This window comes from Streptomyces sp. NPDC005808 (assembly GCF_042871385.1).
In the GTDB taxonomy this organism is placed as follows: Bacteria; Actinomycetota; Actinomycetes; order Streptomycetales; family Streptomycetaceae; genus Streptomyces.
In genome coordinates this window covers 187278-208668 of record NZ_JBIAIK010000006.1, presented here as the reverse complement: position 1 = coordinate 208668, position 21391 = coordinate 187278, and the positions used below count along the sequence as shown (strand labels likewise).

The 21391-nt window shown below is 70.7% G+C and carries 20 protein-coding genes; 13 read left to right on the top strand and 7 right to left on the bottom strand.

Annotated features, from left to right (window positions below):
- Positions 1 to 26: 26 nt before the first annotated feature.
- On the bottom strand, positions 27 to 383 hold the full coding sequence (locus tag ACFYPC_RS15855) for an SsgA family sporulation/cell division regulator (RefSeq protein ID WP_388675659.1): 357 nt from the start codon (positions 381 to 383) through the stop codon (positions 27 to 29).
- 209 nt (positions 384 to 592) lie between these two features.
- Between ACFYPC_RS15855 and ACFYPC_RS15850 the strand changes: the two genes are divergently transcribed.
- From ACFYPC_RS15850 to ACFYPC_RS15815, 8 genes are all read left to right on the top strand, one after another.
- Positions 593 to 1645, top strand: coding sequence for an energy-coupling factor ABC transporter permease (locus tag ACFYPC_RS15850; protein ID WP_388675656.1), 1053 nt, complete (start codon positions 593 to 595; stop codon positions 1643 to 1645).
- Between the two features lies 1 nt (position 1646).
- Positions 1647 to 2408 carry a cobalt ECF transporter T component CbiQ gene (gene cbiQ, locus ACFYPC_RS15845; protein ID WP_388675654.1) on the top strand — a complete coding sequence of 254 codons (762 nt, stop codon included), beginning with the start codon at positions 1647 to 1649 and terminating at the stop codon, positions 2406 to 2408.
- Entirely contained in the window at positions 2396 to 3169 is a 774-nt protein-coding gene (locus tag ACFYPC_RS15840; protein ID WP_388675651.1) for an energy-coupling factor ABC transporter ATP-binding protein, read from the top strand. The genes cbiQ and ACFYPC_RS15840 overlap by 13 nt, the downstream gene beginning before the upstream one ends.
- Positions 3170 to 3545: 376 nt before the next feature.
- Positions 3546 to 5912, top strand: coding sequence for a nitrate- and nitrite sensing domain-containing protein (locus ACFYPC_RS15835; RefSeq protein ID WP_388675648.1), 2367 nt, complete (start codon positions 3546 to 3548; stop codon positions 5910 to 5912).
- Entirely contained in the window at positions 5909 to 6379 is a 471-nt protein-coding gene (locus ACFYPC_RS15830) for a roadblock/LC7 domain-containing protein (RefSeq protein ID WP_388675646.1), read from the top strand. The genes ACFYPC_RS15835 and ACFYPC_RS15830 overlap by 4 nt, the downstream gene beginning before the upstream one ends.
- Positions 6376 to 6768 (top strand): DUF742 domain-containing protein, encoded by a 393-nt coding sequence (locus tag ACFYPC_RS15825; RefSeq protein ID WP_388675643.1) that lies wholly within the window; start codon positions 6376 to 6378, stop codon positions 6766 to 6768. Before ACFYPC_RS15830 ends, ACFYPC_RS15825 begins: the two co-directional genes overlap by 4 nt.
- On the top strand, positions 6749 to 7375 hold the full coding sequence (locus tag ACFYPC_RS15820; RefSeq protein WP_388675641.1) for an ATP/GTP-binding protein: 627 nt from the start codon (positions 6749 to 6751) through the stop codon (positions 7373 to 7375). Before ACFYPC_RS15825 ends, ACFYPC_RS15820 begins: the two co-directional genes overlap by 20 nt.
- 132 nt (positions 7376 to 7507) lie before the next feature.
- The gene (locus ACFYPC_RS15815; protein ID WP_388675639.1) at positions 7508 to 8668 is read left to right on the top strand and encodes a serine hydrolase domain-containing protein; all 1161 of its coding nucleotides are present in this window, start codon (positions 7508 to 7510) and stop codon (positions 8666 to 8668) included.
- Here the strand turns inward: ACFYPC_RS15815 and ACFYPC_RS15810 are convergent.
- The 5 genes from ACFYPC_RS15810 to ACFYPC_RS15790 all read right to left on the bottom strand — a co-directional run bounded on the left by ACFYPC_RS15810 (position 8583) and on the right by ACFYPC_RS15790 (position 14007).
- Positions 8583 to 8861, bottom strand: coding sequence for an SRPBCC domain-containing protein (locus tag ACFYPC_RS15810; RefSeq protein ID WP_388675637.1), 279 nt, complete (start codon positions 8859 to 8861; stop codon positions 8583 to 8585). The genes ACFYPC_RS15815 and ACFYPC_RS15810 overlap by 86 nt on opposite strands.
- Positions 8862 to 9041: 180 nt before the next feature.
- Positions 9042 to 9887: an EamA family transporter gene (locus ACFYPC_RS15805; protein WP_388675635.1), complete on the bottom strand. Its 846-nt coding sequence runs from the start codon at positions 9885 to 9887 to the stop codon at positions 9042 to 9044.
- Positions 9884 to 10384: a YbaK/EbsC family protein gene (locus tag ACFYPC_RS15800; protein WP_388675632.1), complete on the bottom strand. Its 501-nt coding sequence runs from the start codon at positions 10382 to 10384 to the stop codon at positions 9884 to 9886. The genes ACFYPC_RS15805 and ACFYPC_RS15800 overlap by 4 nt, the downstream gene beginning before the upstream one ends.
- 196 nt (positions 10385 to 10580) lie before the next feature.
- The gene (locus tag ACFYPC_RS15795) at positions 10581 to 12263 is read right to left on the bottom strand and encodes a penicillin-binding transpeptidase domain-containing protein (protein ID WP_388675630.1); all 1683 of its coding nucleotides are present in this window, start codon (positions 12261 to 12263) and stop codon (positions 10581 to 10583) included.
- 97 nt (positions 12264 to 12360) lie between these two features.
- Complete coding sequence (locus tag ACFYPC_RS15790; protein ID WP_388675627.1) at positions 12361 to 14007, bottom strand: penicillin-binding transpeptidase domain-containing protein; 1647 nt, start codon at positions 14005 to 14007, stop codon at positions 12361 to 12363.
- Between the two features lie 253 nt (positions 14008 to 14260).
- Here ACFYPC_RS15790 and ACFYPC_RS15785 point away from each other — a divergent pair, with 253 nt between their 5' ends.
- Positions 14261 to 15247 carry an AraC family transcriptional regulator gene (locus tag ACFYPC_RS15785; protein ID WP_388675625.1) on the top strand — a complete coding sequence of 329 codons (987 nt, stop codon included), beginning with the start codon at positions 14261 to 14263 and terminating at the stop codon, positions 15245 to 15247.
- Between the two features lie 58 nt (positions 15248 to 15305).
- Here the strand turns inward: ACFYPC_RS15785 and ACFYPC_RS15780 are convergent, their stop codons facing one another.
- The gene (locus ACFYPC_RS15780; RefSeq protein WP_388675623.1) at positions 15306 to 17045 is read right to left on the bottom strand and encodes a dolichyl-phosphate-mannose--protein mannosyltransferase; all 1740 of its coding nucleotides are present in this window, start codon (positions 17043 to 17045) and stop codon (positions 15306 to 15308) included.
- A gap of 95 nt (positions 17046 to 17140) precedes the next feature.
- Between ACFYPC_RS15780 and rsmI the strand changes: the two genes are divergently transcribed.
- The 4 genes from rsmI to ACFYPC_RS15760 all read left to right on the top strand — a co-directional run bounded on the left by rsmI (position 17141) and on the right by ACFYPC_RS15760 (position 21322).
- The gene (gene rsmI, locus ACFYPC_RS15775) at positions 17141 to 17998 is read left to right on the top strand and encodes a 16S rRNA (cytidine(1402)-2'-O)-methyltransferase (protein ID WP_388675621.1); all 858 of its coding nucleotides are present in this window, start codon (positions 17141 to 17143) and stop codon (positions 17996 to 17998) included.
- A gap of 371 nt (positions 17999 to 18369) precedes the next feature.
- Complete coding sequence (locus ACFYPC_RS15770; protein WP_388675618.1) at positions 18370 to 18798, top strand: hypothetical protein; 429 nt, start codon at positions 18370 to 18372, stop codon at positions 18796 to 18798.
- Between the two features lie 102 nt (positions 18799 to 18900).
- Positions 18901 to 19773 (top strand): TatD family hydrolase, encoded by an 873-nt coding sequence (locus ACFYPC_RS15765; RefSeq protein WP_388675615.1) that lies wholly within the window; start codon positions 18901 to 18903, stop codon positions 19771 to 19773.
- Positions 19774 to 19912: 139 nt separating this feature from the next.
- The gene (locus tag ACFYPC_RS15760) at positions 19913 to 21322 is read left to right on the top strand and encodes a ubiquitin-like domain-containing protein (RefSeq protein ID WP_388675612.1); all 1410 of its coding nucleotides are present in this window, start codon (positions 19913 to 19915) and stop codon (positions 21320 to 21322) included.
- Positions 21323 to 21391 lie beyond the last annotated feature (69 nt).

The following is a 21391-nucleotide window of genomic DNA, read 5'->3' as shown; positions in this document are numbered from 1 at the left end:
GGCTGAAGCGCTGTCCCGGCAATACGTCAGCGAGCCACCGGCGCCGCCGCCAGGTACGTACGCCGCAGGAACCGCACCAGCGTCTTCGACTCGAACTGCACGACCGCCACGCCCTCCGTGGAATGGAACTCCATGACGGCCTGGACGCGGCCGCAGGGCCAGACGCGGATGTCGCCGCTGCTGACGGGAACGCGGAGGCCCTGTTCGAGGAGCTCGCGGGCCACGACCCACTCGTGGGGCCCGGGCAGGGTGACGTGCACCTGGCGGGGGTCGGCCTCGGGGTCGTAGCGAAGGGCGATCGGGACGGCCCGGTGTTCGTCGGCGGCGGTGTCCGCGGTGTCGGTGACGATGTGAGCCCGTGCGTACTGTTCGACAGCGGACATGAGCCGACTCCTTACGCTGCGTAACCTGTGCGGAATCTGTGAATCCGTCACCTCTCCAATGTCGCACACTCGGCGGATTCCGCTTCCGCTGCCGGCGCGCGCCTGACCTCCTCAGGACCTCTCCCAGTGCTCCTGCCCGATACCCGCCCGCTTATTCGTGGCCATCCCGCTCTTGCGAACCCTTCGCAACAAGGCGCTATCCTCGTACGGTGCATGTGCCAGATGGATTCATCAACGCTCCCGTCTCCGCGGTCACCGGAGTAGTCGCCGCCGGTGCCATCGCCGTGAGCCTCAAAGGGGCGCGCCGCGAGCTGGACGAGAGGACCGCGCCGCTCGCCGGCCTGGTCGCCGCCTTCATCTTCGCCGTGCAGATGCTGAACTTCCCGGTCGCGGCCGGGACCAGCGGACACCTGCTGGGAGGTGCGCTGGCGGCGATACTCGTCGGCCCCTACACAGGGGTCCTCTGCGTCTCCGTCGTCCTGCTGATGCAGGGCATCCTCTTCGCGGACGGCGGCCTCACCGCGCTCGGCGTGAACATCACGGACATGGCGATCGTCACCACGGTCGTCGCGTACGCCGTCTTCCGCGGCCTGGTGAAGGTGCTCCCGCGCGGACGCCGCTCCATCACCGCCGCCGCTTTCGTCTCGGCGCTCCTTTCCGTACCGGCAGCCGCCGTCGCCTTCACCCTCATCTACGCGCTCGGCGGCACCACCGACGTCTCGATCGACAAGGTCGCCACCGCCATGGTCGGCGTCCACATCCTCATCGGCATCGGCGAGGCCGCGATCACCGCGCTCACTGTCGGCGCCGTCATCGCCGTACGACCGGATCTCGTGTACGGAGCGCGTGGCCTCACCCAGCAGCTGAAGCTGCGCGTCAACGGTGAGCTGGTCGACGCGCCCGAGGCCGCTCCCGCCCCCGTCGCAGCCCGCACCTCCCACCGCAAGGTGTGGATCACCGGGCTCGTCGCCTCCCTGGTCCTCGCCGGGTTCGTCAGCTTCTACGCCTCCGCCAGCCCCGACGGCCTGGAGAAGGTCGCCACGGACAAGGGCATCGACAAGAACGTGGAGGAGCACGCCGCCGCCGACTCCCCGCTCGCCGACTACGGCGTCAAGGACGTCTCGAACGCCCGGCTCTCCGGCGGCCTCGCGGGCGTCATCGGCGTCGGCGTCACCGTCGTCGCGGGCACCGGCGTCTTCTGGGCGGTCCGCAAGCGCCGTACGGCCGAGGCGACCGAAGTGTCACCCTCGCAGGTCGCCTGACATGGGCGCCGGCCACGCCCACAAGCTCTACCGGCGCGGCCACTCGCGCGTGCACGCCCTGCCCCCGCACACCAAACTCGCCGCCACCTTCGCCTTCGTGATCGTGGTCGTCTCCACGCCGCGCGAGGCGATGTGGGCGTTCGCGCTCTACGCCGTCCTCCTCGCGGTGGTCGCCCACCAGGCCCGGGTGCCCGCCCCCTTCCTGCTGAAGCGGCTGCTCATCGAGGTCCCGTTCGTCGCCTTCGCGGTGCTCATGCCGTTCGTCGCGGAGGGCGAGCGGGTGGACGTCCTCGGCATGTCGCTGAGCGTGAACGGGCTGTGGGGCGCCTGGAACGTCCTCGCCAAGGGAACCCTGGGCGTCGCCGCCTCCGTACTCCTCGCCTCCACCACCGAACTGCGCGAACTGCTCCTTGGCCTGCAGCGGTTGAAGCTCCCGCCCCTCCTCGTGCAGATCGCGTCCTTCATGATCCGGTACGGCGATGTCATCGCGGACGAGATGCGGCGGATGCGGATCGCGCGGGAGTCGCGCGGCTTCGAGGCGAGCGGCGTCAAGCACTGGGGGGTGCTCGCGAAGTCCGCGGGCGCCCTGTTCATCCGCTCCTACGAGCGCGGGGAGCGCGTGCACCTCGCCATGATCAGCCGGGGGTACGCCGGTTCGATGCCGGTCATCGACGAGGTGACCGCCTCCCGGGCGCAGTGGTCCTACGCCCTCGCCCTCCCGTCCGCCGCGCTCGCCGTATGTCTGTTGGGATGGACCTTGTGACGGACCTTGTGACAACCCCCTCTCTCCAAGTCGCCGGACTGGCCTTCGCCTACCCCGACGGGCACCAGGCCCTCTTCGGCGTCGACTTCACCGTCGCCCGCGGTGAGCGCGTCGCGCTGCTCGGGCCGAACGGCGCCGGCAAGACCACCCTCGTACTGCACCTCAACGGCATCCTGAACGGCGGCGCCGGGACCGTGACGGTGGCCGGACTGCCCGTCGGCAAGCAGCACATGGCGGAGATCCGGCGCAAGGTCGGCATCGTCTTCCAGGACCCGGACGACCAGCTCTTCATGCCGAGCGTGCGCGAGGACGTCGCCTTCGGGCCGGCCGCCGCGGGGATGAAGGGCGCCGAACTGGAGGCGCGTGTCCGCGCGGCCCTGGAGCAGGTCGGCATGGAGGATTTCGCCGACCGCCCGCCGCACCACCTCTCCTTCGGGCAGCGGCGCCGGGTGGCCGTGGCGACGGTCCTGGCGATGGAGCCGGAGATCCTCGTCCTCGACGAACCGTCCTCCAACCTCGACCCGGCTTCACGGCGCGAACTCGCCGACATCCTGCGGTCGTTGGACGTGACCGTCCTCATGGTCACGCACGACCTGCCGTACGCCCTGGAACTGTGCCCCCGCGCCCTCGTCCTCAGCGACGGCGTGATCGCTGCCGACGGCAGGACCGGCGAACTGCTCTCCGACGACGAGCTGATGCGCACCCACCGTCTGGAGCTGCCCTTCGGCTTCGACCCGCGCTCCGTGACGATGGGCGCGTGACCGATTCCACGGGCGCTGAGTGTGGCCCGTTGTGGCACCTTCCCTGGGCGTGGCCGTATCTCATCGCGTCGGCCGCGATCCACATCGCCTACTACGTCCAGCTCGGCGGGGAGGACCCGCAGGCTGCGTCCGGCCGCTGGGAGAGAGCCACGCCCCAGGGCGGTCCGTTCGGGACAATAATGTCAATGTTCTTATCAGCCGAACCGTATTGAGATCGTTTATCCGGCTGTAGGCTCCCCCCTGTCATGACTCGGACCACCGCTTTCAGTAACGGTCCGTCATCACTCACACGCCGGGAACCCCAGTGGCACTCCACGCCCGAACCTCACCAGCCGCGAGCCGTCCGACAGGTCAAGAGACGGTTCCCAAGCGCCGGATGTCGCTGCGGACGATCCTGTTCGCACTCGCCTTGGTGCCCTGCCTCGTCCTGGTCGTCCTGGCAGTGACGAACTCGGCCCAGCAGTACGGGGAGTGGCGGGAGGTGCACGACCGGCAGGGGTCGACAGAGCGCTTCACCGAACCGCTTCTCGACGTCGCCTCCGCTGTGCAGACGGAGCGGCGGCTGACCTCGATGGCCTTGTCGGCTCCCGAGGCGGACCGGTCCGAACTGACGCGTCAGCGTGGGCTCACCGACACAGCCGTGCGACGCCTCGACGCGCTGTCCGGTTCAGTACCGGACGACCTCGGCGAAACGTTCCGGAAGCTCGACCTGGCCATGGAACGACTCCCCGGCCGGCGTGACGCCCTGGACCGGGGATCCGCCGACCCCGAGCAGACCTTCGACGACTACACAGAGATCATCACCTGGGACCTGGAGATGTTCGAGGGCTTCAGCAACGTGGGCTTCGGCGAACAGGCCGAGCTCAGCCGGCCGACGTTCGACGCCTTGTGGGGCCTGGAGATGATCGCTCGCGAGGACGCGGTCATCGCCTCCGGGGCGGCGAGCGGCCGGCTCACCAGTGAACAGCGCTTCCAGCTCGCCGACGCGATCGGCGCCCAGCGGCACATCTACGACGACAAGATCGTGGCGCAGCTGCCCGCGCCGTTGGCCAAGGCCTACGAGAGCGTGTTCTCCAGTGCCGACTGGAAGGAGAAGGCCCGGATCGAGACGGCTCTCCTCAGCTCCGACAAGGAGGACGACGCCGGCCGGAGCCCCGTGGCCGCCTCGGTCGGCCAACAGTGGCAGCAGGTCCGCACCGACATCACGCCCGAACTGGAGAAGGCCGGCGACGCAGTCGCTTCGGACCTCGACGCCGTCACCAACGGCGAACTCGACGGCCTGGTGCAAACCTTGATCATCACAGCCGTAGCGAGCGCGGCGGCGGTGCTGCTGCTGTTCCTGTTCACACTGCGTCTGACCGGAATCCTGCGCCTGCGGATCTTCGCGCTCCGCTCGGAGGCCCTGGAACTGCAGAGCCGGCTGCCCGACATGGTGGAGCGGCTGCGCCGGGGCGAGAAGGTCGACACCGACGCCGAACTGCCGGAGATCCGCCACGCCGACGACGAACTCGGCCAGCTCGGCCAGGCCCTCAACCAGGCCCGCGGTTCGTCCCTGGAGATCGCCGTACGAGAGGTCGAGCTGTACCGCGGCTTCGAGCGCCTGTTGCAACGTATCGCCAGGCGGACCCAGTTGCTCATCGGCATGCAGCTCAGGCGGCTCGGTGAGATGCAGCGCCAGCACGAGGACCCCGCGGTCCTCGAAGGTCTCTTCGACCTCGACCACCTGGCTGCCCGGCTGCGCCGCTACGAGGAGAACCTGGTCATCCTCGGCAACGGCCAACCGCAGCGCCGCTGGCGCAGGCCCGTCCTCCTGCTGGACGTCCTGCGTTCCGCGCAGAGCGAGGTGCAGGACTACCGCCGCATCCGGATCGACATCGACGGCGAGGCCTGGCTGTCCGAGCGCGCCGTCGGTCCCGTGGCACACGTGCTGGCGGAGCTGATGGAGAACGCGGTGTCCTTCTCCAAGCCGCCGACGCCGGTCGAGGTGACCGTGTCCCAGGTGGGCCGCGGCGTCGCGATCGAGATCGAGGACCGCGGCATGGGCATGGAGCCCGAGCAGTACGACGCGGCCAACGCCCTGATGGCCCAGCCGCCCCGGATGGACGTCATGTCCCGCGCCGACGACGCCCGGCTGGGCCTCTACGTCGTGGCCAGGCTCTCCGCCAACCTGGGTCTCAAGGTGGAGCTACGGCCCTCGTCCTTCGGGGGCACCCGGGTGGTCGTCCTGGTGCCCGGGGAGCTGATCACCGACGGCGGACCGCTCCCGGAGGAGAACCCGACCGACGCCTTGCATGCCTACCCCGACCAGCTCGCGCCGCACAGCACGTCCACACAGGCCGACACCCACTCCGATCTCCGGCCGCGGCTCCGGCCCGGCGACCGGGAGGAGTTCACCCGTCCGCTCGTCGGTCCCTGGATCGAGCCGCACGCCCGGCCCGCTCCGGTTCCGGTTCCGGTTCCGGCTCCGGCTGCGAGGCAGGCCAACGACCCACTGCCCCGGCGGGTCCGGCAGGCCAGCCTCGCCACCGAACTCCGGCAGCCTCCCCCCGCGCGCCCCGAGACGCCGTACACGGACCCGGCCGAAGCCCAGCCCCTGCCCCGTCGGAACGGGGCACGCCCCGGCGCCACTGTCGGCGCCTTCCAACGCCAGTCCCGGGCCGCCCGGCTCAGACACACCTCCGATCACCAACCCGACGATCCCGCACCGGGACCCGAACGGACCCGGAAGGAAGACGGACGATGACTCTGCGAAGCACCGCCACCAACTCTGACCTCGACTGGCTGCTCGATCGTCTGGTCGACCAGGTTCCCGGCACCCGGAACGCCGTCGTGCTGTCCGACGACGGTCTGCTCGTCAGTCAGTCCAGCAGCATCGCCCGGGTCGACGCCGAACGGCTGGCCGCCATCGCCACCGGGCAGCAGAGCCTGGCGCGCGGAGTCGGCGAGGTGTTCGGCGGCGGCGCGGTCCGCCAACTGATCGTCGAACTCGACGAACTGTGGCTGTTCATCAGCTCCGCCGGCCGGGGCACCCACCTGGCGGTCGTTGCGGACCAGGAGGTGGACGCGGAGGTGATGGCCGTGGCGATAGACACCCTCGTACAGCAAGTGGGACAGCATCTGGGCACCGAGGTACGGGTCGTCCAGGGGCTCACGCAGGACTGGGGATCCTCCCGCTCCGGCGTGGCAGGAACGGGGGGAGGACGTGAGTGAGGCACTGGGCCGACGCGGCGGCGGACGACGATGACTCCGAGGACAGCCTGGTCAGGGCGTACACGATCACCCAGGGTCGCACCGCCTCGGTGCGGGGCGACCTCACCCTCATCACGGTGATCGCCACTGTCTCCGGCCTCGGCGACCAGCAGGGCGACCGCAGCCTGCAACCCGAACACCGGTTGATTCTGAAGCAGTGCCGCACACCCGTGGCGCTCGCCGAGGTCTCCGCCATGCTGCGGCAGCCCGTTGCGGTCACGAAGATCCTCGTCGACGACCTGCTGGGCATCGGACGAGTGGCGATCCGGCCACCGCTCACGGTGGTGGCCGGCGAGGAACCGGACATGATTCTTCTTCAGGCGGTGAAGGATGCCCTACTCAGACTCTGACGAACAGCAGACCGGGGTACCGGTGTCGAAGGCGGTGGCGTCCACGGCACCCGCCGCGGTGAAGATCCTGATCGCCGGCGGGTTCGGCGTCGGCAAGACCACCATGGTCGGCTCCGTGAGCGAGATCCCGCCCCTGAACACGGAGGAGCAGCTGACCGTCGCGGGCCTCGGAGTGGACGACCTCGACGGGGTGGAGGACAAGACCACCACAACCGTGGCGCTGGACTTCGGCCGGATCACGGTGAGTTCAGAGCTCGTCCTGTACCTCTTCGGCACCCCCGGCCAGGAACGCTTCTGGTTCATGTGGAACGACCTGGTGCACGGCGCCCTCGGTGCCGTCGTCCTCGCGGACACCCGGCGACTCGAGAGCAGTTTCGCGGCGATCGACTTCTTCGAGAGCCGCCGCGTCCCGTTCGTGATCGGCGTCAACTGCTTCCACGGACAGCAGGACCGCACCGTGTCCGAGGTCAAGGACGCACTCGACCTCGACCCTGCCGTCCCCGTGGTCATGGGCGACCTGCGCGAACGACGGGCGAGCCGGGATCTGCTGCTCGCCCTCGTCAACCGGCTGATGGGCGGTCGCGTGGCGCTCCCGATCCGCCATTGACACACCGGTGAGGTCCGGGACAGCAGCCCCCGGACCGAACATCGAGGTCACGATCCTGCGCGGGCAGGAATCGCGGGTGCTCGGTGAAGGTTGCACCGATCGTTGCCGGCGAGTGGAACAGGGAGTGCGGACGTGGACGTGAACGGCACAGTGGCCGAGGGCTTCGAGCCGGTCAGGGCGGCGTTCGCGGCGAACTTCGAGGCGCTCGGGGACCGGGGCGCCGCCGTCGCCGTGTACCGCGACGGGCACAAGGTCGTCGACCTGTGGGGCGGCACGCGGGACGTCGACGGCGCCGAGCCCTGGGAGCACGGCACCGCGCAGATCGTGCGCTCCGCGACGAAGGGCGTCGCCGCCGCCGTACTGCTCATGCTCGCCGAGCGCGGCCAACTGGACCTCGACGCTCCGGTCGGCGCGTACTGGCCGGAGTTCAAGGCGCAGGGCAAGGAACGGACCCTCGTACGGCACGTCCTCACGCACCGGGCCGGTGTACCCGTCCTCGACCGCCCTCTCACACCCGCCGAGGCGGCGGATCCCGATCGCGGGGCCGCGGCGGTGGCCGCGCAGGCCCCGGTGTGGGAGCCGGGCACCGACCACGGCTATCACGCGCAGACGTACAGCTGGCTGACGGGAGAGCTCGTACGGCGGGTGAGCGGGCGCTCGATGGGTGACTGGATCGCCGAGGAGATCGCCGGGCCGCTGGGACTGGACCTGTGGGTCGGGCTGCCCGACGCGGTGGCAGGACGAGTCGGCCGGGTCGGCCAGGTCGAGGCACCGCCGACGGCGGGCGGTCTGCGGACCCGGCCCAAGCGGTCGGTCTCCGAGGCGTACGCGGATCCCTCGTCGCTGACCCGCCGCGCCTTCGCCGCGATCACCCCGCTGCCGGACGAGAACGACGCCGCCTACCGCGCGGCCGTCCTCCCCGCCTCCAACGGGATCGCCACGGCGGAGGGCCTCGCGCGCTTCTACGCCTCACTGATCGGGGAGGTGGGCGGCGTGCGGCTGTTCTCCCCGGCCACCGTCGCGGCGGCCCGTGCGGAACAGTCCGCGGGACCGGACCGCGTCCTGGTCGTCAACACCCGCTTCGGGCATGGCTACATGCTCCACGGCAGCGCGTCCCCCCTGCTGTCTCCGGGCTCCTTCGGGCACCCCGGCCGCGGCGGCGCGCTCGGCTTCGCCGACCCCGAGTCGGGGATCGCCTTCGGGTACGTCACGAACGGCTTCCGCAAGAGCGTGACGGCGGATGCGCGGGCACAGGCGCTGGTGGAGGCGGTGCGGCGGGCCCTCGGAGGCTGAAGCACCCGGCGGGGTCGAGGTAGGTGAGGGCCATCCGGAACCCGCCGCCGGGCCGGGGATCCCACCGCTCGATCCGTCCGCGCATGCCCTCAGGCGGCAACCAGGTTTCCAGGGACTCCCGGTCGATGAGGGCGCCGTAGACGGTCGCCGGTGACGCGGCGATCACCCGGTCGGCGCGGTCGGTCCTGTCCATGGTCCGAGTCTAGGACCGGACTTCGGCGGGAAGGAATCCCGTGCAGCTGTCCGTACCTGCACTCCGAGGTGGGCGAGACCCATGGCCGCCCGGACCCGGATCTGGAACCGACGATCGCGCGGGCCCGGCACGGCGTCGGCGACGGGCGGAGCTGACCCGCTTCGCCGCGCGGTACGCGATTCACCCGGTGTGGAGCATCAGTCCGATCCCCACCACCAGAAGCCCCGCCGCCGCGATCCGGGGCGCCCCGAACCGTTCCTTGAAGAAGACCGCGCCGATGGCCGCGCCGACGATGACGGAGGATTCGCGCAGGGCCGCGATCGGGGCCAGTTCCGCCCGGGTCTGGGCCCAGAGGACCAGCCCGTACGCGGCGACGGAGAGGGCCGCGCCGAGCAGGCCGAGGGTGGCGAACGGGCGTAGGACGGTGACGAGTTCGCCGCGCCAGTGGTACGCCGCGTACGCCGGGATCACGACGCCCTCCATGGCCATCAGCCAGGCGACGTACCCGAGCGAGGAGCCGGAGGCGCGTACGCCCAGGCCGTCCACGACGGTGTACGCGGCGATCGACACCCCCGTCGCCAACGCCGCGCCGATCGCCGCCCAGTTGGGGCGATGCCCCCGGAGCCCCCACAGCGCGACGCCGGTCAGCCCCGCGCAGGACAGCGCGATCCCCGCCGCCGCCCACCCGTTGGGCACCTCGTGCGCGAATACCGCCGCAAGCACGGTGACGACGAGGGGGGCCGTGCCGCGGGCGATGGGATAGGCCTGGCCGAAATCGCCCAGCCGGAACGACCGCATCAGCAGGGCGTAGTACGCGATGTGGATCACGGCCGACCCGACCAGATACGGCCACGCCCCGGACTCGGGCACCGGCACGAACGGCGCCATGACCAGCCCGATCAGCATGCCGCCGCCCGATATCAGCGTGAAGCCGGCCAGCTTGTCGGTGATGCGGTGCGCGATCGCGTTCCAGCATGCGTGGGTGACCGCGGCGAGCAGGACGGCCGCGGTGACCAGCGGGGTCACTGGGTCTGCTCGCGCACGTCCACCACAGTGCCGCCGGCGTGGGCGATCAGGGTCTTGGGGTCCATCGGGAAGACGGCGTACGGGGTGCCCGCGGCGGCCCACACCGTTTCGTGGTCGAGCAGCGAACGGTCGGCCAGCACCCGGGTCCTGGAGCGGTGTCCGAAGGGCGGCACGCCGCCGATGGCGTACCCCGTCGTCTCCCGCACGAGGTCCGCCTTCGCCCGCGTCACCTTCTCGGCGCCCAACTCCCGCCGCACGAGCTCGACATCGACGCGGGACGCGCCGTCCATGAGGACGAGTACGGGCACCCCGTCCGCCGCGAAGATCAGCGACTTGCAGATCTGGCTCAGCTCGCAGCCGATCGCCGCGGCGGCCTCGGCGGCGGTGCGGGTCGCGTCCGGGAAGCGCCGGACCTGGGGGATCAGTTCGCCGAGACCCAGCTCACGCAGGGCCTCGGCGAAACGGGGGTTGGCGGCGTTCTCTTCTGGTGCGGTCATGAAGGGCACCGTAGCGGTGGGTGTACGGGGCACGCGAACGGGTTCCGGTGGGTGGGCCGGGGTGGTGTTGACGTCGGGGTGGGTGCGCAGCCCGGCGCTTACGGGGTGCCGCCCCTTTGGGACGGGCGCCGCCCCAGCGGCACGATTGCCCGCAGCTGGAGCGAGGAAGGCCGGCACGCCCGCCGCGCGGGAGTGGCTAGCTCCCCGCCTTCAGCAGCGCCGCGACGATCGGTCCCGCCGTGTCGCCCCCGTGGCCGCCCTGCTGGACGACGCCCGCGGCCGCCAAGTCGCCCTTGTACGCCGTGAACCAGCCGTTCGGCTTGTCCTGGCCGTCGACCTCGGCGGAGCCGGTCTTCGCGCCGTAGTCGGGGCCGAGGCCGGACATCGCCTCGGCGGCGGTGCCGGACGAGGCGGTGTACTGCATGAGTTCGCGAAGCTGGGAGAGGGTGTCCGCGGACAGGGTGCGGGAGGCCGTGGCCAGCTCGCGGTCGTCCACCGTCGGGGCCACCAGGTACGGCTGGTGGAAGGTGCCCGACTTGACCGTGGCGGCGACCGACGCCATGTTCAGCGGGTTCATGCGGACCCCGCCCTGGCCGATCAGCGAGGCCGCCATCTGCGCCTCCGACTGCACGGGCACCGCGCCGTCGAAGGACGAGACGCCGATGGCCCAGTCGTTCAGGCCGAGGCCGAACACCTGCTGGGCCTGCTTGGTGAGGCTGTCGTCCTCCAGCTCGGGAGCCTGGCTGATGAAGGCGGTGTTGCAGGAGCGCGCGAAGCTCGCCTTGAACGTGCCGTTCTTGATCTCGAAGTCGTCGTCGTTGTGGAACTTCCAGTTGCCGTACGTGAAGGTCTTGGGGCACGGGTGCGGTTCGTCCGCCGAGGCGAGGCCCTGCTCGATGAGCAGCGACGCCGTGATGACCTTCATCGTGGAGCCGGGGGCGAGGGAGCCCTGGAAGGCGGTGTTGAAGCCGTGGCTCTGATTCGCGACGGCGAGGATCTCGCCCGTCGAGGCGCTCATCAGAACCACTGACGACTTGGCCTTCGTGAGCACTTCCTTCTCGGCGGCGGCCTGGAGGGTGGGGCTGAGCGTCGTCTTCACGGTCCCCGGCGTGCCCTCGCTGAGCGTCAGCAGCGACTTGTCGGGGGTCTTCTCCTCGCCCTCCGCGGCGGCCTTGCGGATCACCTGGAGCTCGACACCCGCCTTGCCGCCGGCCGTCTTGCCGTACTTCTCGCGCAGCCCGTCGAGGACCGTGCCCAGGGACGGGTACTTGGCCGTGGTCAGCTCGCCTCCCTCCTTGTCGAGGGCCTTGACCGGGGGCGTACCGGACTCGCCGGTGACCAGCCGGTCGCCGTCCTGGAGGTCGGGGTGCACGACGGACGGCTGCCAGCTCACCAGCGGAACACCGTCCTCGGCCCGTCGCACGACCGTCAGCTTCGACTCGTACGAGAGCGGCTTACTCGTGTCCTCGTAGGTGACCGTGCCCTTGACGGTGAACGGGACGACGGCTCCCGACGGGGTGCCGCTCGTCAGCGTCACGCCGGTGATGTGCGCGTCCTTGGTGTAGCCGGTCAGCAGGGTCTTGGCGGCCGCCGCGTCGTCGGTGGCCGCGGACGCCGTCGTGACGTCACCGCCCTGCCAGGCGGTGAGGAACTTCGTGGCCGCGGCGGTCACCTCGGCGGCGGACAGCGGGCCGGTCTTGACGGCCTTGTCGTCGGCGGTCGTCGTCGCCGCCCTGTTCTCGGCCGCCGCGTCACCGCCGTACAGGCTGTAGGCACCGAAAGCCCCACCCGCGACGACCACGGCGATCACCCCGCCGAGGACGGCCGGCTTCGTCTTCTTCTTGCTCTTGCCCTCGGCGACGCGTCTTCTGTTGCCCACAGGTAAATGTCCTCCGCTGTTTCCCCTGATGCCCCCGTGCCCACATGCTCCTCAACGAGGGGCACCACCCTAGGGTCCCGCCCTGTGAGGAACGAACTCAGCCGCCGGTTCGTAGCACAGCTGCGACGATCGGGCCCGCCGCGTCGCCTCCGTGGCCGCCGCCCTGGACCAGCGCGGCGGCCGAGACGTCGTTCCGGTAGCCGGTGAACCAGCTGTCGGACACGGCCTCGCCGTCGACCTCGGCGGAGCCGGTCTTGGCGCCGATGCTGCCGCCGAGTCCGGCCATGACCTTGGCGGCGGTGCCGCTGACGGCGGTGGCGTTCATCATGGAGCGGAGCTGCGAGACCGTGTTCGACGGCAGCCCCTTGGCGGTGGCCAGTTGGCGGTCGTCGAGCTCGGGCGACACGACGACCGGCTGCCGGAAGGTGCCGGTGATGGCGGTCGCCGTCACCGAGGCCAGGTTCAGCGGGTTCATCTGGACCTCGCCCTGGCCGATCGCGTTCGCAGCGCGGTCCGGGCCGCCGGAGGCCGGGACACTCCCGTCGAAGGACGCGATGCCGGTCTTCCAGTTGTCCTGGCCCAGGCCGAACCGGGTCTGCGCCTCGGTCGTCAGCGACTCGTCGGTGAGCGGGGCCGTGTCGGTGCCGTCGATGAGGTTGATGAAGGCGGTGTTGCAGGACCGCATGAAGCTGTTGGCGAGGCTCGCGTTCTCGTCGGGCTCCATGCCGGTGAGGTTCTTGAAGGTCTGGCTCTGCCAGACGGCGGTCGGCGTACAGGGCGCCGGGCCGTTCATCGTGGTCACGCCGTTGTCGATGAACATCGACGCGGTGATGATCTTCATCGTGGAGCCGGGCGCCACCTTGCCGAGGAACGCCGCGTTGAAGCCGTCCGCACGGTTGTTGGCGACCGCGAGGACCTCACCGGTGCTCGGCTTCACTGCGACCACGGAGGAGTTGTCGTACTCCTTGACCGCCTTCTCGGCCGCCGCCTGCACGCTCGCGCTGAACGTCGTCCGCAGCTTGCCCGGCTCGCCCTTCGCGAGGGTCAGGAGCGTCGTGTCGCCCGCGGCCTCGTCCGCGTGCCGGATCGCCAGCTCGACGCCTGCCGTGCCGCCCGCGGACTGGCCGTACTTGCCGCGCAGTTCGTCCAGGACCGGGCCCAGCGACGGGTACTTCTCGGCGGTCAGGACAACGTTGTTCCGGTCCACGGCCTCGATCGGCGGGTCCGCCGCCTCGCCCGTGACGAACGTGTCGCCCTTCTCCAGCTGGGGATGGATGACCGACGGCTGCCAGTCGACCAGCGCCTTCCCGGTGGTGAGCCCGCGTACGACGGTCAGCTTCGAGTCGTACGAGAGCGGCTTGCTCTTCCCGTCGAAGGACACCGTCGCCTTCACCGAGAACGGCACGGTCGCACCGGACGGTGTGCCCGGCGTGATCCGCACCCCGGTGATGTGTCCGGCGGCGCTGTAGCTGTCCAGCACCGGCGTCGCGTCCGCGTCGTTGTTCGTCAGCGCCGCCGCCGTGACCGCGTTGCCCTTCTCCCAGGCCGCGAAGAACTCGTCCGACGCGTCCTTGACCTCGTCGGCGCCCGGCGGCCCGGTCTTCACCGGCGCGGGCCCGGACGACCCGATGCTTGCCCCGTCCCCGCTGATCGCGGACACCACGTTGTACGCGCCGTACCCGGCGCCCCCCACCATCACCGCGAACACACTGCCGACGATGGTGGCCTTTGCCCCCTTGCGCATCGCGCGTTCCCCTCCCCGTGGACCCCTTCCCGAACTTCTGAACGCGTTCAGAAACGGTCCGTCTCCTGGCACTCTATGCGGGGGGAGTGACACGGGGGGAGGGAGTTTCCCTGATTGTTAGGCCCAGGTGCTGAGCAGACACCCGAACGCGAGGCGCCGCGGGCGGCTCGGGCATCGGTGGACGCGACAACCGACGTAAGGCGTGCGCAGGACGCTCCGGCAGGTCCATCCTGATGGGGACGAGGGGGCTCACATGGAGGTGCGACAGGATCATCCCGTGGTGTTCGGAAGCTACTTCACGCCTGACCTGAACGAGATCAGGGCGGCGATCACCATGGCCTTCAGCGATCTGCGGCTTGACGTGAGGGGAGACGCAAGTGACTTTGCCGCCAGCCTTACCGTGGTCGATCTGGGCGCACTGAAGATCGGCAGGCTGAGCTTCGGTGCGCAGATCAGGGGACGAACCGGCACATTGGGCGACTACAACGTGGGGGTGCCGGTCAGCGGCTCCTTCAGTGTGCGGCAGGGCCAGATGCCGGTCTCGTACGCCGGCCCTCGCCGCGCGGTGGTCACTGATCCGGGGGGCGACGTCCTCACCGACGACTGGGCGCCCAACTCCGACGTGTTCAACGTGAGCGTCGACAAGGCGGCGCTGGTACAGCAGTTGGAGAGGCTGCTGGGCCGGCCGGTACACCGCCGCCCGGTCTTCACGCCGTCCTTCGACGTCGGCGACGGCCCGGGGCGGAGCTGGCTGAACCTGGTGTCGTGGTGTCTGCAGGAAAGGGATGTGCCCCATGGCCTGCTGCGGCAGCCGATGTTCGCCGGCCGGATCGAACAGGCCCTGCTGGAGGGCTTGTTGCTGTCGAGCGACCACCAGTACCGCGATGCGCTGGAGGCGCCACCCCCGTCCATGCGGCCCACGGCCGTCAAGCGGGTGATGGACGCGGTGCGCGAGCGGCCCGCCGAGCCCTACGACGTGGCCCAGCTCGCCGCCATCGCCCAGGTGAGCGTGCGCACTCTGCAGGAGGCGTTCCGCAAAAATCTTGGCATGTCCCCGATGAATTACGTGCACGAGGTCAGGCTGCAGCGGGTGCGGGAGCAACTGCTCATCGCGGCCCCCGGGACGGTGACCGTCACGGACGTGGCCTACCAGTGGGGATTCGCGCACCTCGGCCGGTTCGCACAGCGCTACCGGGCCCGGTTCGGGGAGGTGCCGTCCCAGACCCTGCAGTCCGCGTGACCGACGGTCGGCGCGGTGGTCTGCCGCGCCGACCCCGGTGCAACCGCCAGGGAAGGTCCTAGACCCAGGTGTCGAGCCACATGCGCGAGCGCCACGAGTCGATGGGGATCGCCTGGCCGGTGTAGATCGGCCAGAAATAGATGAAGTTCCAGGCGATCAGCAGGACCAGGACGCCCGCTGCTGTGGCGCCGACGACGCGGCGGCGTTCGGTGGAGCCCGGTGGGCCGATGATGGCGCCGATCATCATCGCGACGGCCAGGCAGAGGAAGGGCACGAAGACGACGGCGTAGAAGAAGAAGATCGTGCGCTCCTGGTACAGGAACCAGGGGAGATAGCCGGCAGCGACGGCGCAGGCGATCGCGCCCGCGCGCCAGTCGCGGCGGAAGGCCCAGCGCCACAGGACGTAGAGGATCGCGAAGCAGGCCGCCCACCACAGGAGCGGAGTGCCCAGCGCCAGCACCTCACGGGCACACTTCTCACCCGCGTCCGCGGGGCAGCCGTCCTTGCCGGGAGCCGGGGACTCGTAGAAGTAGGAGACCGGGCGGCCGACGACGATCCAGCTCCACGGGTTCGACTGGTAGGGGTGCGGGGACGAGAGACCGACGTGGAAGTCGTACACCTGGTTCTCGTAGTGCCACAGGCTGCGCAGCCAGTCGGGGAGCCAGGTGAAGCTGCCGCCCTTGCCGTCGGTCACGGCCCAGTTGCGGAAGTAGCCGCCCTTGCCGTTGTCCGGGGAGAGGATCCAGCCGGTCCAGGAGGCCAGGTACGTGACGAGCACGACCGGGACCGTGGACAGGAACGTGATGCCCGTGTCGTGCTTCAGGACCGCGATGTACGGGTGGCGGGCACCGGCGACGCGGCGCGCGGCGACGTCCCAGAGGAGGGTCATCACGATGAACGCGGCCAGGAAGTAGAGGGCGTTCCACTTGGTGCCCAGCGCCAGGCCCAGCATGAGGCCGGCCCCCCAGCGCCAGGGGCGCAGGCCGAGGCGGGTGCTCTCGGCGACGTACGCGTCGGGGCGTACGAAACCGTCCTCGTCCGGCGGGAGCGCGGCCGCCAGCCTGGCGCGGGACCTGTCGCGGTCGACGACCAGGCAGCCGAAGGCGGCGAGGATGAAGAACATGAGTACACCGTCGAGCAGCGCGGTGCGGCTCATCACGAAGTGCAGGCCGTCGACCGTCATCAGCGCCCCGGCCAGACATCCGAGGAAGGTCGAGCGGAAGAGGCGGCGGCCGATCCGGCACAGCAGCAGCACCGACAGCGTGCCGAGCACCGCCGTCATGAACCGCCAGCCGAAGGGGTTGAACCCGAACATCCACTCGCCGAGCCCGATGACGTACTTGCCGACCGGCGGGTGCACGACATAGGCGGCGTCGGTCGGGATCCGGACGTTGCCGTTGCCCTGCAGGATCAGGTCGTTGGCGTCCTTGGCCCAGTTGACCTCGAAGCCGCGGTTGAAGAGCGCCCAGGCGTCCTTCGCGTAGTACGTCTCGTCGAATATCACCGCCCTGGGGTTGCCCAGGTTCCAGAACCGCATCACCCCGGCGACCAGCGTCACCAGGAGCGGTCCCACCCACGCCGACCAGCGCGTGAGGCGCTCGGCGAGCTCGTGGCGCAGGCCGATCGTCGCCCAGATACGGGGGCTGGGCTCGGCGTACGGCGGCACCAGCCGGTCCCGTACGTCGATCGTCGGCCCTGCCGTGTATCCGAAGCGGCGCAGCCGCTGCTGCCACGACGGCCGCTGGTCTTCGGCGGCCTGGCCCTGCCGGGTGTCCGTGGAGGACGCGGTACTGGTCACCGCGCCATCGTAGGGAACCCTTCTGTGGGAGTCCCGCGCCCGGGCCCTTCCGGCCGGATGAGGTTCTCCCGCCGGGGCCCTGCGAGGATGGGCCCGTGACAGGAATCCTCGTGTTGGCAGGCACCCCCATCGGTGACATCTCGGACGCGCCGCCCCGGCTCGCCCAGGAACTGGCCGGGGCCGATGTCGTCGCCGCCGAGGACACCCGGCGGCTGCGGCGGCTCACCCAGGCGCTGGGCGTACAGGTCGGCGGGCGCGTGGTCTCGTACTTCGAGGGCAACGAAGCGGCCCGGACGCCCGAGCTCGTCGAGGCGCTGGTCGGCGGGGCGCGGGTGGTGCTCGTCACCGACGCCGGGATGCCTTCCGTCTCGGACCCCGGGTACCGGCTGGTCGCGGCGGCCGTCGAGAAGGACATCAAGGTCACCGCCGTACCGGGGCCGTCCGCCGTGCTCACCGCGCTCGCGCTGTCGGGGCTGCCCGTCGACCGCTTCTGCTTCGAGGGCTTCCTGCCGCGGAAGGCGGGCGAACGGCTGTCCCGGCTGCGCGAAGTCGCCGACGAGCGCCGTACGTTGGTCTATTTCGAGGCACCGCACCGCGTCGACGACACCCTCGCCGCGATGGCCGAGGCCTTCGGCACCGAGCGCCGCGCCGCCGTCTGCCGCGAGCTGACGAAGACGTACGAGGAGGTCAAGCGCGGCCCGCTGGGCGAGCTCGCCGCTTGGGCCGCCGAGGGCGTACGCGGTGAGATCACCGTCGTCGTCGAGGGCGCCCCCGAGAGGACCGAGCAGTTGGACGCCGCCGAACTGGTGCGCAGGGTCCAGGTGCGCGAGGAGGCGGGGGAACGGCGCAAGGAGGCGATCGCGGTGGTGGCGGAGGAGGCCGGGCTTCCGAAGCGGGAGGTCTTCGACGCGGTGGTCGCGGCGAAGAACGCGGCCCGGAGCGGCATGTCGTAGGTCCGGAGCGGCAGTCAGCGTAGGTCCGGCGCGGCACTCGGCGCAGGCCCGGAGCGGCACTCGGCGTAGGGTCCGGCGCGGCACATCGGCCGTCCCGTGGGCACCATCAGAAACGCCCCGGGGAAGCCCGCCCCGGGGCCCGCCATAAGCACGCTGTAGGCACTGCCCCATAGGCGGGCAAAGGGCTACCGTTGAAGGCAAAGCACAGGACCCCCACCAGGACCATTGTGGCAAGGAAAGGCCAAGACGGCTCCAACACTCGGCAGGTCTCGTGCACTCGCGCCGGGAGAAGCGTCCACTGAACGAAGGGACGCACCGTCCCTCCGCCTCCGCCAGCCGGAGGCGCTTGTCCAGCGGACAGAGGAGCTGGCATGAGTGAGATCGCAGGACAGACCGGTCCCCGCAGCGCAGCGGCCACCGCCGTCGTCAACGAGTCGTATTCCTTCGCCTGCATGCGTTGCGGGCACGGGTGGGAGCAGTCGTACGAGATTGAGCACCACCGCGACGCCGAGGGCGCGGAGTTCGTGATGTACGTCGCGAACGGTCGTGTCGTGCCGTCGCCGCTGAGCCGCCCCAGTTGCCTGAACTGCGACAACCACGTGGTGCGCATCATGCGTGCCGGTCAGGTGTCCTCCGTCCAGGAGTCTCTCCAGCGCCTGCAGCAGCAGACCCAGCCGCGGCGCAAGCCCGAGGTGGCGCGCGACGAGGCCCCCGGGGAGTCCCCGGAGGCGCCCGTGGAACCGCACCACTGGCACCTCGCGGATCTGCTGCACCCCTTCGCGCACCGCAAGGCGGGCTGATCCCGGCGGCGTCGTAAGCCGGCTGACCCGGTGCGAGCGCGGACCCGGTGTGAGCGCGGGCTCGGGGTGAGTGCGGGCGTGCCCCTTTCGTAGGATCGGGGCATGCCTACCCGGACGACCGAAGCCCCGCCCCTCCCCGCGCCGCTGCGCGTGCCCGTCGCCGACTCGCACACCCACCTCGACATGCAGTCCGGCACGGTGGACGAGGGCCTCGCCAAGGCCGCGTCGGTCGGCGTGACGACGGTCGTACAGGTCGGCTGCGACGTGAAGGGCTCGCGCTGGGCGGCCGAGACGGCTGCCGCGTACGAGGCCGTCCACGCGACGGTCGCACTGCACCCCAACGAAGCGCCCCGCATCGTGCACGGCGACCCCGACGGCTGGTCCCGCCAGGGCGAGCGCGCGCCGGGCGGTGACGCCGCGCTGGACGAGGCGCTCGCCGAGATAGACCGACTGGCCGCCCTGCCGCAGGTCAAGGGCGTCGGCGAGACCGGGCTCGACCACTTCCGCACCGGCCCCGAGGGCAAGGACGCCCAGGAGCGGTCCTTCCGGGCCCACATCGAGATCGCCAAGCGGCACGGCAAGGCCCTGGTCATCCACGACCGCGACGCCCACGCCGACGTGCTGCGCATCCTCAGGGAGGAGGGCGCCCCCGAGCGGACCGTGTTCCACTGCTACTCCGGTGACGCCGCGATGGCCGAGGTGTGCGCCCGTGCCGGTTACTTCATGTCCTTCGCCGGCAACATGACCTTCAAGAACGCCAAGCCGCTGCGCGACGCGCTCGCCGTGGCGCCGCTGGAACTCGTCCTCGTGGAGACCGACGCGCCCTTCCTGACCCCCGCGCCGTACCGCGGACGGCCTAACGCGCCGTATCTCATTCCGGTCACGGTACGTGCCATGGCGGCGGTGCGGGGCATCGACGAGGACGCGCTCGCGACCTCGATCTCCGCGAACACCGCGCGTGCGTTTGATTACTGACGGATAACGTTCCGGCTGTTCTTCCCGGTCGCACTCCGGGGCAGTGTCGCGACACAGCGTAGCCGCGTTGCTTTGGAGAGTGACGGCCGCTCCGCTAGGTTCTGGTCGCCCGATCCGGACTCTCCTGGAGCGTGTCGTCGTGAGCAACTCGCAGTACGAGACGTACGGAACGACTGGAACCACAGGAACGACAGGAACGACAGGCACGACAGGAACCACAGGAACGCCCTACGAACCGCCGTACGAGCCGCTGTACGGCCGTGGTGGCGGCTACGAGGACACCTACGCGCCCGCCTACGAGGGCACCTACGAGGACACCTACGAGGCGTACGCGCCGGAGGCCGGCCTTCCCACCGAGCCCCGGCTGCCCCGGCAGGCCGCAGGACACGCCGCTCCCCGGCACGGTGGCCGTGCCGCGGCCCGGCGCGCGGCACGGCGCAAGGGCACCGGCGAACGCCCCGACTCTCTGCGGCGGCTGCTCCCGCAGACGCTGGTGGTCGCGTTCCTGGCCGGCGGCACCTCCGCCTTCGTCGCCAACGACAAGGCGATCGAGCTCACCGTCGACGGGAAGCCGCGCACGCTGCACACCTTCGCGGACGACGTCACCGAATTACTCGCCGACGAGGGCGTCGCCGTAGGGGCGCATGACGTGGTCGCGCCCGCCCCCGGCACAGCGCTCGCGACCGGCGACGAGGTCGCGGTCCACTACGGGCGCCCCGTGCACCTCACCCTCGACGGTGAACGGCGCAAGGTGTGGACGACGGCGCACACGGTGGACGGGGCGCTCAGGCAGCTCGGGGTGCGTGCGGAGGGGGCGTATCTGTCGACCTCGCGCTCCCAGCGGATCGGCCGCGCCGGCCTGACCCTCGATGTCCGCACCGAGCGCACGGTGACGATCATGTCGGACGGGCGGGCGCGGACGATCCGTACGAACGCGGCGAGCGTGCGCGAGGCCCTCGACGAGGCCGGGATCACGCTCCGCGGGCAGGACACCACCTCCGTCGCGCCCGGCAGTTTCCCCCGAGACGGGCAGACCGTCACCGTCATGCGGATCACCGGGACCAAGGAGGTCCGCGAGGAGTCGATTCCGTTCGCCGTGGAGCGGACCCAGGATTCCTCGCTGTTCCGGGGCACCGAGGTGGTCGAGCGGGCCGGGCAGCCGGGCGCCCGGCGCATCACGTATCTCCTGCGGACCGTCAACGGCGTCAAGCAGAAGCCGCGGCACGTCCGTTCCGAGGTGGTGCGGGAGCCGCGGGCCCAGCTGGTGAGGGTCGGCACGAAGCCGATGCCCACGTCCGTCGGCGGGGCCGATCACCTGAACTGGTCCGGGCTCGCCGCGTGTGAGTCCGGGGGGCGGCCGGGGGCGGTGGATCCCTCCGGTACGTACGGCGGGCTCTACCAGTTCGACACCCGGACGTGGCAGGGCCTCGGGGGCACGGGAAGGCCGCAGGACGCGCCCGCGGCCGAGCAGACCTTCCGTGCGAAGAAGCTGTACGTGCGACGCGGGGCGAGCCCGTGGCCGCATTGTGGGGCGCGGTTGGGTGGGTGAGGGCCCGCGGCGGAGCCGCTGAGGGATGGGGTTCGCCTCCTCCGCCCCTGCCCGTCCCGCTTCTGGGGG

Bases quoted from the DNA above. Each gene is read 5' to 3' on its own strand.
- ACFYPC_RS15810 (WP_388675637.1), bottom strand. From the start codon at position 8,861: ATGGACAGGACCGACCGCGCCGACCGGGTGATCGCCGCGTCACCGGCG.
- ACFYPC_RS15840 (WP_388675651.1), top strand. From the start codon at position 2,396: ATGGACCTTGTGACGGACCTTGTGACAACCCCCTCTCTCCAAGTCGCC.
- ACFYPC_RS15855 (WP_388675659.1), bottom strand. From the start codon at position 383: ATGTCCGCTGTCGAACAGTACGCACGGGCTCACATCGTCACCGACACC.
- ACFYPC_RS15800 (WP_388675632.1), bottom strand. From the start codon at position 10,384: ATGACCGCACCAGAAGAGAACGCCGCCAACCCCCGTTTCGCCGAGGCC.
- ACFYPC_RS15820 (WP_388675641.1), top strand. From the start codon at position 6,749: ATGCCCTACTCAGACTCTGACGAACAGCAGACCGGGGTACCGGTGTCG.
- ACFYPC_RS15765 (WP_388675615.1), top strand. From the start codon at position 18,901: ATGCCTACCCGGACGACCGAAGCCCCGCCCCTCCCCGCGCCGCTGCGC.
- ACFYPC_RS15830 (WP_388675646.1), top strand. From the start codon at position 5,909: ATGACTCTGCGAAGCACCGCCACCAACTCTGACCTCGACTGGCTGCTC.
- ACFYPC_RS15770 (WP_388675618.1), top strand. From the start codon at position 18,370: ATGAGTGAGATCGCAGGACAGACCGGTCCCCGCAGCGCAGCGGCCACC.
- ACFYPC_RS15835 (WP_388675648.1), top strand. From the start codon at position 3,546: ATGTCGCTGCGGACGATCCTGTTCGCACTCGCCTTGGTGCCCTGCCTC.
- ACFYPC_RS15785 (WP_388675625.1), top strand. From the start codon at position 14,261: ATGGAGGTGCGACAGGATCATCCCGTGGTGTTCGGAAGCTACTTCACG.
- cbiQ (WP_388675654.1), top strand. From the start codon at position 1,647: ATGGGCGCCGGCCACGCCCACAAGCTCTACCGGCGCGGCCACTCGCGC.
- ACFYPC_RS15790 (WP_388675627.1), bottom strand. From the start codon at position 14,007: ATGCGCAAGGGGGCAAAGGCCACCATCGTCGGCAGTGTGTTCGCGGTG.